Below are 14203 nucleotides of genomic sequence, written 5' to 3'. Positions count from 1 at the left end.
CCTTTTATCCTCGACGTTGCACCTTTTATCCTCGACGTTGCACCTTTTATCCTCGAAGTTGCACCTTTTAGCATGAACTGTTAAGTCAAAAAAGCGTTGGCGCAGCCCGACGCAGGCATCGCTCCCCTTAAAACCCTTACCATTCCACCTTTGAACTTGAATTGTGTTGAATTTTTCAAGTCCGTCCAACCAGACTAGCGACTACTGTCGCTAATTCAGCCGGCTCAACAGGTTTCGGCAAATGCAGCTGATAACCTTCTTGTATGGCTTGCATTCGGTCTTCAACCCTAGCATAAGCCGTCAGTGCTGCTGCGGGAATATTTCCTCCTTGTTCTGGAGGTTGCGATCGCAATTTCCGAATCAAAGAGTAACCATCCTCTTGGGGCATACCGATATCGCTAACTAATACATCTGGTTTCCACTCTCGAATTACCTGCAATGCTTCTTGAACTGATCCTACTGCTCGAACTTCGGCTTGATACTGTTGGAGTACTGTGGTGACAAATTCACGGATATCAACTTGGTCATCTACAACCAATACCCGTACATCAAGGAGGGAAAGGAGGGGAGGGGCACAGGGGCACAGGGGCAAAGGGGCGGAAGGGGGGAGAGGGGAACTCTTTAGAAGTGGTAGCTTGACTGTAAATGTCGCACCTTGTTGTTCGCCGGGACTCTCTACATGAATAGTACCGCCATGCAATTCTACTAAATGACGCACGATCGCTAATCCTAGTCCTAATCCACCATAGGTTCTCGTGCTAGAACTATCAGCTTGACGAAAACGGTCAAACACGTAAGGCAGAAAATCAGCACTGATGCCAATACCTGTGTCAATTACTTGAATTTGGGCATATTTGTCGGTTATTTGTTGTTCTAAGGTGGGGGTTTGCCCAGGGAATTCTTCTAAACTAGACGTTGAGGCGTTGATGTCAGTAACTACAGACAATTGCACCTCTACCCGCCCTCCTGTGGGTGTGAATTTGAGGGCATTGGATAGCAAATTCCAGATAATCTGCTGCAAGCGCTCGAAATCACCTGAAACTAAAAATATTGAATCTTCGGCTTTGAAGTTGCCGTTTGGATGTTGATTATTTAGGTCTTCTGCTTCTTTTGATATGTTTTGTGAGCAAGGAACGGCGGAAAATCTCAAATCGATTTCCTTAGATTGGGCGGCTAAGCTAACAGTCTCTAGGCTTGACTCAATTATCGACACCAAATTACAAGTACGGACATTGAGGCGTAATTTGCCTCTGTTCATCCGCGATATATCCAGTAAATCTTCAATTAGCTGGGTTTGGGTCTTAGCATTGCGCTCAATTGTCTCCATACCTTTAGCGATTAGGGTTTCGTTGAGCTTGCTGCGTTGCAATAGTTGTGACCAGCCAAGGATGGCATTCAGGGGCGATCGCAATTCGTGGGATAATATGCCCAGAAACTCATCTTTCATGCGGTTAGCTTGTTGCAACTCCTCAGTCTGCTGTCGCAAAGATGAAATTAAACTCGCTCTTTCCATGGCGATCGCTATTTGGTCGCATACTGCTTGCATCATCCCCTTTTGATTTTCGGTGAAGCTGAGTCGAGTCTTACTACCAAAGGAAAGAGTACCTAACAGCCGTCCCTGTGCCATTAACGGGTAACAATAATAAGCAGTAATGCCTAAAGAACGAATTAATTCTGTTTTCGGATCGGTTGATTGCTGGACATTCTCTACAGGTATTGGGTGGCGTTGCTGGGCTACAGTACCGCAAACCGCTTGACCAAATGCCAACCACTCAATTTCCTTTGCCATTTCTGGAGGAATCCCACTGTAAGACTCCAACCGCATTACCTCAGAATTATCCTTAACCAAATAGTTAAAGTAAACATCTAAACCAATTTGCTCGGAGAGTTTTCGGAAGACACTATCGATTAGTTCCACTGGTTGCTGGCTCGATAGCAGGCCGTTAGCTGTTTCAAAAAGTAGCTTTAGCCTTTGGTAACTCAAGGAAAGCGCTTTTTCTGCCTGCTTGAGTTTGCTAATATCTTGGAACACCAAAATACAGATAGCTGGATGGCCGTGCATCGCTGGCAAGGTATCGGCAAATATCAGTAAAGAGCGCACACCAGAGCTAGTATGCCAGTCCACTTCCAACCCATTCAGGCGTTCGCCAAGAGCCACCCGCACTCCTGGCATTTGCTCATTGGGAATGCGATTTCCTGCCGCATCCGTGTAGTGGTAAACTGTGTGATATTCTGCTGCTGGTACACCTTTAGGAAATTCGCCCCCAGCTAATTCATCAGCAGAGCGATTGGCAAAAATTACCCGTGCTGTTCCTGGTTCGATAAATAACAGTGGTCTTGGCATCAGATTTAACACATCTTCTAGCCATTTTTGCTCGTTACGGAGTACTTCTTCTGCCTGCTTGCGTTCTGTAATATCCAGAAATGCACCAACACACCCTCTAGTCTTCCCGTCTTCGTCAAATAAAGGTGCAACGTAGTCTAAAAGCTTGACTATTTTCCCATTTTCATGTCTTATATCAACCTCAAAATCTAAAACTTCGACACCATGAGCAGCAGAGTATTGCATCGGAAGTTCTTCTGGTGACAATTCCCTTCCCTGGCGGTAAATTTTAAAGTTTGTCGGTTTTTCACCCAAAGGAGCGCTCAGGGAAGCATTTGTATCTGGCGATATGCCTAACTGCTTAGCAAAAGCAGGGTTGACCTTGATATTTTGGCATTCTGGATCTTCAGCAATGCCAATGCCAATGGGAATTACGTCGAGCAAAGTTTGTAATTCAGCGATCCGACGCTGTAAATCCTTGTTTAATTTTAAGATTTGTTCTTTGGCCTGTTTTTGCTCGCTGATGTTGCGAGTCACAGTGGCCAAAGCAATTGGTTGACCTGTGTTGTTCTCTGTCACAGTGAAGATGTTGTAATCAACTGGTATCGCTTCGCCTGTTTGCAGATGTCGGAAGCGGAATTCTCCCTGCCAGCGCCCTTGCGATCGCACAGTCGGCAGTATACGCTGTTGAAAATAATCTTTGTCTTCGGGCATGACGTAATCTAATACTGCCTTTTGCTTCACCTCTTCCAGGCTTGCAAGCCCTACTAACTTTTGACCTGCATCATTTATATAGAGTAATTGTCCCTCAAGTGTGGCGATGCCAATAAAGTCAGAGCTATTTTCTACCAACGATACTAACTTTTGTTGTTCTGCTTCTGCTTGCTTGCGTTCGCTCAAATCGAGGATAAATGCTACAGACTCTTCCCGCTTTTCTCCCAACAGCACGTAACCAACTAAAATCGGAATTCGGCTACCATCTTTGCGAATATATTCTTTCTGGTAAGGTGTACAAGCACCTTTGGGATCTGCCTTTGCTTCGGCGATACCTTGTTTGTCTAAGTATCGATGCTCTGGGACTGTGATTTCTCTCCAATTTAAACCGCCTGTTAACACTTCTTCTTGTGTGTAACCAATTATCCTCAAATATTCGTCATTTGCCTTGTGGATACCGCCGTAAATGTCTGCAAAAACAATGCCGATAACGTTAGCATCTACGAAGCTTGCCAGTTTATCTTCGTAGGCTCTGAGTGCTTCTTGGGCATGTAGGCGTAGACTATCGGAGATATCGCGTTGATGGCTGAGGTTTTCAATAACCCTCGCACTTTGCCAAATCAAAACAGTAAAAATTACAATCAAGACGATGGCAAACACTGATACTGCAAAAGCTGGGTCGTATTGTTCTGCGCGTTGACCTTCAACAATTACCCACCCTAATATAAAAGGTACTGCGATCGCTGCAACCAATAAACGACGCGCAAGTAAACCACCATAATTATCACTTGTCACTACTCTCATTAACCCCTGTTCTGCCCGCGCCCACAAAATGCCTACACCTAGTAAATTGAACAACACCGCTGTGTGTAACGCCATTGATGTTGTATAAGGGGCAAGCCCATAGAGAACTTTGACTTTGTAGGCATAGCCCATAAGCGCTTGAAAGGAAATCAAAGTAGCTATCAAAGCCAGAATTTGGGCATACCAATAACTGCGGTAGTTTCTTTGATAAATCAAAAACTGTAAGGCTACACTGACCAGTGTAAAATTCAGTGCCGTGTTCACCCCCATTCGCCCCGGATGTGATGTCGCCAAACTGGTTGGTGAGTCATGAAATACCAGTTCATCAATACCAAGATTCCAGCCGAACAGATATTGACAGAGTGTGAGTCCAGCAATTGTGGTAACCGCTATTACACAAACTTTGGCAAGTAGGATACTAGGGAAGTGCAGGTAATTTTGAACTGTTCTTTCCCCCCCTCTTCTTGTTCTCCCTCCTGTTAAAAACAGCCACAGCGACATCCCAGACAGCACAAAGCATAGCGCTGTGTTGAATTTCATTGTCGCGGGACTACCAGGAAAACCACGCTTGAGAACATCAATTTCAAGCCACCAACCAACTAGTACCAAACTACCAACCAAAACGGGTATCGCACTTGCGATTTTCGCCACAAATGAATTTGCAGGACTTTTAAATATATCTTGCAGTCGCAAGCGGTTAACCTTTAACATTGAGTGTTCTCTAACCGCATCTATCTAGCGTCATAAATTACCGTATTTCTTACGGGTTAATCATTTATGTCCATTGTATTTTATGCTACCCCTTTAATTGCTTTGCATCTACCCCTATGCATATTTTTTCTTGCATAATTTAGAGTAAGAAATAATCGTGGTTCAAAAATCAACCTCTGTGAGGATTTTCCCATTGCAGGCGATGTTAGTTGCCATCGTCTTGAAAGCGCTGTTCCCCAACACTACAAATTCTACAATCACTTCAGACATTGGAAGTGTCCACAGCTTGTTTTTGGCTACAATTTCCACTAATTTTTAGCTTGTCTAAATCCCCAAGTTATCACCAGGCAATCAGAAACGCTAAGAGCAACCACATTTTCAAGGCATCGGCTAAACTATCGCACATCTAAAAAGCCGCTAATAGTGGTAATAATACTCAGTGAGATGTTCCAAATCCTATTCATTGGTTAATCGTCGTATTTTTGGTTGAAGGATATTGAGACCTATAATTACACCATAATTTAAATTTTTTATAAAATATACCTTTTTCCTAATTTCATCTCCAATAAAGTATATTTTTAATGTCTATCATAGTGAAGATACAATATTTAGAAATAATAGTCTAGTTTTATATAAGAAGACGCTGGAATATAAACTTTAACTTTGATTTGACAAGAGTTAAAGATATATAACTACAAGAAAAATAGGAAAATATCAAAATATTTGTTGTTATTTATTTGTCACTTTTGATTTTCCTGTCAATATTGGCTTGAGAAAGCTATTTCCAGCAGATAAATTAGGCTTGAGACTCTACAAAAAATGCAAAACGACTCTGGTAAAACTATTTCCATTTGGATGACAAGCGCAAAAGTTCCAGAACAAGCCGCGCTTACGGAAAATATTTATGCAGATGTGTGCGTCGTCGGTGCTGGCATAGCGGGGATGTCAACTGCTTATATTTTAAGTCGCCAAGGCAAGTCTGTAGTAGTGCTGGATGATGGTCCCATTGGTGGCGGGCAAACTGCACGGACAACAGCACACCTATCAAATGTACTAACCGAACGTTACTACGAACTCGAGCAAATACACGGTAAAGAAGGCGCAAAACTTATTGCCGAAAGCCATACAACAGCAATTAATACTATAGAGGCGATCGCTACCCAAGAAAATATCAACTGCGATTTTGAGCGGCTTGATGGCTATTTATTTCCACCAGACGTGAAATCACTGGATGAAATTCAGCAGGAATTAGAAGCTGCACACCGAGTCGGACTCACTAATGTCGAAATAGTGAAGAAAGCACCATTAACTGATTTTGATACAGGAGTATGTTTACGCTTTCCCCAACAAGGGCAATTCGATCCCCTAAAGTATCTTGCTGGACTTGCAGAAGCCATTCAACGCCGTGGTGGTAAGATTTTCACGGGGACGCACGTAGAAAAAATCAAAGGTGGTTTACTCGCCCGCGTTGAAACCAGCAATGGTCAAGTTGTCACAGCCGATGCTGTCGTAGTAGCAACCAACTCACCTATCAGTAATTTAGCTACTATGCACTTTAAGCAAGCTCCATACATAACTTTTGTCATTGGTGTTCAAGTGCCTCGCGGTTCTGTTTACAAAGCGCTTTATTGGGATACCCTCGACCCTTACCACTACGTAAGATTACAGAAACTTGATTCCCAATATGATGTATTAATAGTTGGTGGTGAAGACCATAAAACCGGACAAGCTGACGATGCTAATGCCCGGTATGCCAAACTCCAGACATGGGCACAAGAACGTTTCCCGATGGCACAGGAGGTTTTATTTCGTTGGTCAGGTCAGGTAATGAATTCTGATGATGGTATTGCCTACATTGGCAAAAACCCCTTTGATGAGCAAAACGTTTACATCGTCACGGGTGATACAGGCATAGGCATGACCCACGGCACGATCGCAGCTATACTCTTAACTGATTTGATTTTAGGACGAAAAAATACCTGGGCAGAGCTTTATGACCCGTCGCGTGTGAGAATTGGTGGAGTAGGTGATTTTATCTCTGAAAATCTCAACGTTGCTAGCCAATATTTAAATTGGGTAACACCGGGAGATCTTGATTCTGTGGAAAAACTTCCTCCGGGCACAGGTGCTGTGGTGCGGCGTGGTTTGACAAAAGTCGCTGCTTATCGAGACGAAAACGGTACACTACAGGAATATTCAGCAATCTGTACTCACCTCAATTGTATCGTCGCCTGGAATTCTTCAGAAAAGACCTGGGATTGTCCCTGTCACGGTTCACGGTTTGATACTCACGGAAGAGTAATTAATGGACCAGCGATTAATGGGTTGGCATCAGTAGAAGAGAAGTAAAAAGTTACATTGGATATTCAAAAATGTTTTATTGAGTGGGCTTTTTACCCACCTTTTTTATTTTTACTTAGTAAATATACGCTAATTTTTGTATTAAAAAAACTTTTAAATCAGCGATCGCTGCGGTATTTGTCTAATTTAATCTATCTACCGTAACTCTTTGGCAAAGTAGCGTTTGCATTTACAGGTATGTACAGTTGCTTCTTGATTAGTTTTTGGGAAATTGTATTTATATATACACAATTCTACTAGTTTAATTGACGCAGATTTAGGGTGGGCATGGATCTTCCCAATAAAAATTGTTTTTGTAAACAATCAAACACTCAGTATATTTTGGTTTATGTAGCTAATTTTGGTTAATTTATACTGCTAATTCTATAAGTTTAATTTATAATATATTTTTAATTATAAGCTTTTTAATCTCGTATCATTTATGATTAAAGAATACAGTTATCCAACAAAAAATCTGGTGGAATCTTAAGAGTTTTGAGTCTAATGACTTTTTAATTAAATACCCTCGACGTTCTCAGGCAGGAGCGTCAATTAGTAGCTTTTGCGATTTTGAATGTATTAATCAATACAGTTTTTTTGATGACTTACTTGTAAAAAATTATAAATAAAACTAATTAATTGACGGGAGAGATAATGCTAAGCCTGATGGCAAGACATGGTACTCGTTTTTTTTATGCTGACGCTACTGCCTAATATCTAATTGAGAAAAATAAACGACTAAGTTGAGCTATCAAAGCTGTACAAACACAAGAAACTTTAGTAACGATTCTCACTTAATCTTTTAGTACTTAGCATGATTGTTTATATTTACGCTAAAAACTTCATGATGGCTATATAGAACTACACCTGAACCTTTTTTGCAACCAAAACCCTATATACTAGACTAGACTTTGATAAATTTGAGAGTTTTGTTAATTGCAACACCAAAAACTATTAATTTTCAGATGAAATACTAGCGTATCTTATAGTCTATAGTTTTTAAAGTTTAGTCAAAACTATATCCAGTATCATCAAAAAACTGCCAACTTCATGTGGTGTAAAAATCAAGCGGGGAGTGAAAACATGAATTTACGTAGAGATGCTCTGCAAATCCTCAAAGAAACTAGCCGAACTTTTTATATTCCAATTAGTCTTTTACCGCCAGGATTGCAAGAAGCAGTAGCATCAGCATATTTGTGTATGCGTGCTATTGATGAAATTGAAGATCATCGAGAACTGGACAACCTTAGTAAGGCAAAACTCTTACGCACAATCAGTCTGACATTACAAGCAGGAGTTGATGGCTTCCCGGTAGACGCCTTCTTTGCAGGATTTAGTGAGTATGAAAATTCCTTAGAAGAAGTTACTTTCAGGATTCGAGAATGGTCGCTGCTAGCACCTGAAACCATTGCACCTCGAATATGGGATGCTACTGCTGCAATGGCAGACCGGATGGCTTACTGGGCAGAAATCAACTGGAAAATTTACACAGAATCTGATTTAGACCGTTATACCTTTGCGGTTGCAGGTGCGGTGGGATTATTACTTTCAGACTTATGGACTTGGTATGATGGAACACAAACAAATCGTACCCAAGCCATTGGGTTTGGACGGGGTTTACAAGCAGTTAATATCCTGCGTAATCATACTGAAGATCTCGGACGTGGGGTAGACTTTTTTCCAGAAGGCTGGAATGCAGCAAATATGCAAGAGTATGCACGGCGAAATCTAGCTTTGGCAGAAGGTTACACCAAAAACCTTCCCACAGGTCCAGCCTTAGACTTTTGCCAAATTCCCTTGACCTTGGCGCATGGCACCCTTGATGCCCTTGCCAATGGTAAAGAAAAACTCAGCCGCAGTGATGTTTTAGCACTTCTCGAACAGTTGGTTGGTGTGAACATGAAAGCTAGCTAATAGTTTGTTGAAGGCTAATGGAGTCGATCCTGAATTGTCTCCAATACGGGCATCCAAGATCCTACAGGATTTCCTATAGGGAGGCCAGTCCGGTTTTGGGGTTTCACGCCACTTGCTACCCTTCTCCTGAGGGAGACGCTACGCGTAGCTTGCTTAAGAGTAGGGGTACGGGAACACTTTCAGCGAACAAGTCGGGAAACCCTTTCGGCAATCGCTCATGGGGAAACCCCCTACGTACCTGTCGCTGCCTCACCAACGCAGTGGCTCCCCAAATGGACGAACTGGCGTGTCTTCCCAGACCAACTGGTGTTGGGGACTGCTCTCCAATATCTATACCTCTAATATGGCATCAGGTTAAAGACCGATCTTTAAGAGCTTAGGGGCATAGGGGAAGCTTTTCTGGTTTTTGCACAGATGTTGGCAAAATAACTAATTAAGCACACATGATATAATACATTTTTTGCAAAAAATGTTACAGATATAATCATCTGAAATTAGACATCCTCAAATTAGAAAAAAGTATAAAGCTATTCAAGTATTCTGAAATAATGTAGGTATAATAAATAATTTTGTTTTGGCGATCGCTGTACGTAATCTTATTTAAACTTTAGAAACTCTTCAAAGGATTTCCAGCAAAAATTACCTGGCAAGTGTTGATTGAGATCTAAATAATTGAAGGAGAGTATAAAAAACTCCTTATGATTCTTCGTGCAGCGAGTTGACAGTGCATGAGCTATTGCTTAAATCCTACCTGTCGCAATCCAGAAAATTTGGTAAATAGCCAAAGGTGTCAGTCTTGTGGCTCGCAACTACTGTTGCGCGATCGCTATCAGGTAGTCAAGCCATTAGGCCAAGGCGGCTTTGGAGCAACCTTTCTAGCTCAAGATCAAGCCTTACCAGGAGAACCAAGTTGCGTAATCAAGCAACTACGTCCCTCTGGCAACGCGCCACATGTTTTACAAATGGCTAGAGAACTCTTTGAGCGAGAGGCCAAAACTCTAGGTAAAATTGGCAATCACCCCCAAGTACCAAGATTGCTAGACTATTTTGAAGAACATGAACAATTCTACTTAGTTCAAGAATACATCAGCGGTGATACCTTGCAGGAGGAGGTCAAACTCAACGGTGTGTTAAGCGAAACTGGAGTCAAGCAATTCTTGAGTGAGATTTTGCCATTGCTGCAATACATCCACGAGCAAAAGGTAATTCACCGAGATATCAAGCCAGCTAACTTAATTCGCCGTAGTCAAGATGCCAGAATGGTACTCATTGACTTTGGTGCCGTCAAAAATCAAGTCACTCAAGGTGCGGCAACTCAATCGGGACAGACGGCCTTAACTGCATATGCTATCGGTACTCCTGGTTTTGCACCTCCAGAACAAATGGCCATGCGTCCAGTCTACGCTAGTGATATCTACGCACTGGGCGTGACATGTATTTATTTGCTAACTAGTAAAACTCCTAAAGATTTAGATTACAATCCCACAACTGGTGAGATGATGTGGGAACAGCTTGTGCAAGTGAGTGACCACTTGAGCAATGTATTGCGGAAAATGTTAGAGGTATCAGTACGCAATCGTTATCAGTCAGCAGCAGATGTTCTCAGAGCCTTAGAGATAGAACCATACTTAGACACCTTAGCACAGGGCTTGCTGGTTAAATCTCCTGATGCTGGAGTTAAAGGCCGAACATACAACCAGATGGAAGATTCTGCTGTTTTATGTAGTAATCCTTCTGCGGCCGTTACTAGCGCAGGAGTAGCACAGGTAGCAGCAGCAATTCGCGCTAGACGAGCCAAAGCTGAAGCGGGTGGAATGGTCAAATCAACGACTTTCGCTAACAGCAACAGTAATGGTTCTCAAATTCCTAATTCTAAAATTGAGCGCAAGTTAGATACCCAAAGTTTACTAACAGCGTACATGAAAGGAAGACGGGATTTTGCCCTACACAACTTAAGTTTGTTAAACCTGCAAGGTGCTGACTTATCAGGAACAAATTTTCATTCCGCTCAATTACAAAAAACCAATCTCCAGGGAGCTAATCTCCACAACAGTGACTTTGGCAGAGCCAGTCTCACTCGAGCTAATCTCAAAGATGCTAATTTGAGCAAAGCATACTTTAACCATACCGATCTAGAAGGGGCAGACCTGCGAGGTGCAGACCTCAGCCATGCTTATCTCACCAATGCCAACCTCCGAGGAACTAATTTATGTGGTGCAAATCTCACAAATGCCAAAATTTCTGATGAACAGCTAGCACTAGCAAAAACAAATTGGATGACCATCCGCCCCAATGGTAAACGAGGGTTATTGTGATTTGAAAGTTTGCCTTAACACACAAGTTAGGGACTTCCAATTGAATAAACTCTTGTGGTCACATTAAATCTTGACAAAGAATCTTTAACTCAACGTATTCCCTTATTAATGACAGAACTGCTGTGAAAAAATTTCTACAGCACTTTGCAAGTAAATGAAGTATACATCTGAAGATGATAAATCTTGTGGGGTGGTCATGCTGCCCCCTCATATACCTCATTTAGATGAAATTTACTGTCAGTTTTACCTGGAAAAGATATTTTTTTAAAGTATTTGTAACAACAATTTTTTTGAATAGTATTACACAGCAAAAATACGGAGACATTTTAGGGATCTTCATCAAATCTTCATAATTTATATCTGTTAAAAATAACAAAGGATTATTTACAATAAAAAATAAAGTATCACATAATTTTTTATAAAGATAGCCATAAAAATTATGGCTATAAACAACAGGGAATTTCATACCTAAAATTTGTCAAATTTAACCCTCCTAAATCAGTCAACTTCTGAGATAGCAGCGGGAATTAAAAAAGCAATTATCCCTGATTGTAGGCTGAAGCAGAATATTCACAACCGAAATCAGGTAATACAAGGTTTATATATGATAGCTGACTTTGCACAAACGGAAATAGAACGGAGATTAACTTTATATCAAGTATTTCTCAAATTGTATGAACACCACAGCGGACTCCTAGACGAGATTCTTCAGCTAGAAAACTTATATCAACCGTCGTTGAAGAGGGTGAAGACATCTTATGTACATGGGGTAGTGGATAGTACTACCGTTTATTTGATGACTAATTTGTGTGACAATCAGACCCAAAGTTTACGACAACCTCAGGGGATCTGGACAATAGGCCGTAATCGCAGCAGTGGTATTTGCATTGCTGATGGTTATATGTCTCGTCGCCACGCTGCGATTCAACATATTGAGGAGCAAGGATTTTACTTGATCGATTTTAACAGTACCAATGGTTCATTTGTGAATGACCAACGTGTTGTTGAGCAGATCAAACTCAAAGATGGCGATCGCATTCGTTTAGGTAGTCTGACTTTTAACTTTTTTGTGGAGCACAAATGCCGCACTCTGCCAACTGTAGCAATGGAGTTATTGATGCAGCTAATGAATCGCAAGAGTGATAGCAAAGCAGAAATACTTACTTATCCTAGTGATGGACAAAAACTTCTAATTGATCGCCCAACTGATAATTTAGAGATTTTGAGAAATTCTGGACTAGTTGACAAAATTGATCGCTGGTATGAAAACTTCAGTTCAGAACAGAAATCCGAAATTTTAGACCGTTTTTTTAGCAGACAAAAACCGTACAATCCTAGCTAAAAATTGCAAATTAAACAGCAGATGCAAGGCATCATGATTCTGGAAAAGGTGCGTTAGCTGTTTTGATAACGCACCATACCATTAAAAATTCCTGATTATTCTTCTTCTAATTCGATTTCTTCTTCATCATCATCTTCTTCATTGGACTTTGATACAGAGTTAGCAGAAACAACAGCGCCTTTATCTAGCTTTTCCCGTACCAATTGCTTAATTTGTTCGGCAAATTCTGGCTTTTCTTCTAGATACTTAATGGCATTGTCTCGTCCTTGGGAGATGTTATCGCCGTTGTAGCTGTACCAAGCTCCTTTGCGGATAATGATGCCAGTTTCTTCTGCCAAATCCACAATGCAACCTAAAGTAGAAACACCTTTACCAAAAATAATGTCAAATTCCGCTATTCTAAAAGGCGGCGCTACTTTATTTTTAGCAACTTTGACTTTGACGCGGTTACCAAATTCATCTGTACCTTTTTTCAAGGTTTGAATCCGGCGAATATCCAAGCGCACGGAAGCATAAAACTTCAATGCGTTACCGCCAGTTGTGGTTTCTGGACTTCCGTAGGTAACGCCGATTTTTTGCCGCAACTGGTTAATGAAAATAACTGTGCAGCCTGATTTACCAATGTTGCCAGTAATTTTACGTAAAGCTTGGCTCATCAACCTCGCTTGGAGACCAACGTGAGCATCACCCATATCGCCTTCAATTTCAGCGCGGGGAACTAATGCTGCTACCGAGTCAATAACTACGATATCAACCGCAGCAGAACGAACCAGCTGATCGACAATTTCCAAAGCGGCTTCTCCTGTATCAGGTTGGGAAACCAGCAAATTGTCAATATCTACACCCAATGCTCCAGCGTAGGTGGGGTCAAGGGCATGTTCAGCATCAACAAAGGCAGCGATGCCACCTTCTTTTTGCACTTCCGCGATCGCATGTAACGCTACTGTGGTTTTACCGGAACTTTCCGGGCCATAAATCTCAATTACCCGTCCCTTGGGTAAACCGCCTCCCAATGCCAAATCCAAGGTCAGCGCCCCACTGGAAATTGTCTCCACCCGCATCCGGGTAGCATCGCCCAGGCGCATGATTGCTCCTTTACCGAAGCTGCGCTCAATCTGGTTGAGTACTATATTTAACGCTTTTTGCTTGCCAGAAGTATCGGTATTGATAGCCATTAGAGCCTCTAAGTATATGGATTTTCAGGAGTGTGGGTTTAGATGTCGAGTAGAACAGATATACTATTTTAACCAGAAAATCTTCGAATCGGACTTCTCAAATTAAAAATGAACTGTGACAAGATCGTAACTCGATCGCCATCTGATTAGGGTAGTCCTGCACAATGATACCAACTTGCATTCAGAGATGGCTTCTTTTAGATGGGTAAGCAAGAGGATTTTAAAAGAAAATTATTCTAAACAACACTGTCAGTAAAACCTTACTCGTGAACTGTGAGGGTCTCTAAATGAGGAGCGATCACCATGCCAATCAGTATATAGGCGAAATACGGCTTTTCACTGCACAAATAGTTAAAATAATAGTCTTACGCTAACTTACACTAAGGTGCTAATTTATGCTTCGGCTATAATGCTCAGTCTTACTTGCTGCTCTGATGAGCTTGAATTATACTTACTAGTTAAAGACTATACAGTATCAATACAGGGGAAAACATCATGGCTAAAGTTAATCTAAGTAAATGGGCGTGAAAATTTACCGCTATGTAACAAAATATTAACCAGGAAA

At 41.5% G+C, this 14203-nt stretch carries 6 protein-coding genes; 4 read left to right on the top strand and 2 right to left on the bottom strand.

The window, feature by feature from the left end; genetic code table 11:
• Positions 1-175: 175 nt before the first annotated feature.
• Positions 176-4552 carry a PAS domain S-box protein gene (locus ACM0OY_RS36955; protein WP_414573689.1) on the bottom strand — a complete coding sequence of 1459 codons (4377 nt, stop codon included), beginning with the start codon at positions 4550-4552 and terminating at the stop codon, positions 176-178.
• An 819-nt stretch (positions 4553-5371) separates the two neighbouring features.
• Here ACM0OY_RS36955 and ACM0OY_RS36950 point away from each other — a divergent pair.
• The 4 genes from ACM0OY_RS36950 to ACM0OY_RS36935 all read left to right on the top strand — a co-directional run bounded on the left by ACM0OY_RS36950 (position 5372) and on the right by ACM0OY_RS36935 (position 12463).
• Positions 5372-6901: an FAD-dependent oxidoreductase gene (locus ACM0OY_RS36950; protein ID WP_414573688.1), complete on the top strand. Its 1530-nt coding sequence runs from the start codon at positions 5372-5374 to the stop codon at positions 6899-6901.
• Between the two features lie 1074 nt (positions 6902-7975).
• Positions 7976-8806, top strand: coding sequence for a squalene/phytoene synthase family protein (locus ACM0OY_RS36945; protein WP_414573687.1), 831 nt, complete (start codon positions 7976-7978; stop codon positions 8804-8806).
• 728 nt (positions 8807-9534) lie between these two features.
• Positions 9535-11121 (top strand): protein kinase domain-containing protein, encoded by a 1587-nt coding sequence (locus tag ACM0OY_RS36940; RefSeq protein ID WP_414573686.1) that lies wholly within the window; start codon positions 9535-9537, stop codon positions 11119-11121.
• Between the two features lie 604 nt (positions 11122-11725).
• Entirely contained in the window at positions 11726-12463 is a 738-nt protein-coding gene (locus tag ACM0OY_RS36935) for an FHA domain-containing protein (RefSeq protein WP_414573685.1), read from the top strand.
• A gap of 95 nt (positions 12464-12558) precedes the next feature.
• On the opposite strand, the gene recA is transcribed toward ACM0OY_RS36935, so the two are convergent.
• A complete protein-coding gene (gene recA / locus ACM0OY_RS36930) occupies positions 12559-13638 on the bottom strand; it encodes a recombinase RecA (protein WP_414573684.1) in 1080 nt (359 codons plus the stop codon).
• Between the last annotated feature and the right edge of the window lie 565 nt (positions 13639-14203).

The organism is Nostoc sp. CCY 9925 (assembly GCF_963920935.1).
GTDB lineage: Bacteria > Cyanobacteriota > Cyanobacteriia > Cyanobacteriales > Nostocaceae > Nostoc.
This window is presented reverse-complemented; position numbering and strand designations above follow the sequence as displayed.

Excerpts from the sequence above, each read along its gene's own strand:
- ACM0OY_RS36955 (WP_414573689.1), bottom strand. The coding sequence starts at position 4,552 with ATGTTAAAGGTTAACCGCTTGCGACTGCAAGATATATTTAAAAGTCCT.
- ACM0OY_RS36950 (WP_414573688.1), top strand. The coding sequence starts at position 5,372 with ATGCAAAACGACTCTGGTAAAACTATTTCCATTTGGATGACAAGCGCA.
- ACM0OY_RS36945 (WP_414573687.1), top strand. The coding sequence starts at position 7,976 with ATGAATTTACGTAGAGATGCTCTGCAAATCCTCAAAGAAACTAGCCGA.
- ACM0OY_RS36940 (WP_414573686.1), top strand. The coding sequence starts at position 9,535 with ATGAGCTATTGCTTAAATCCTACCTGTCGCAATCCAGAAAATTTGGTA.
- ACM0OY_RS36935 (WP_414573685.1), top strand. The coding sequence starts at position 11,726 with ATGATAGCTGACTTTGCACAAACGGAAATAGAACGGAGATTAACTTTA.
- recA (WP_414573684.1), bottom strand. The coding sequence starts at position 13,638 with ATGGCTATCAATACCGATACTTCTGGCAAGCAAAAAGCGTTAAATATA.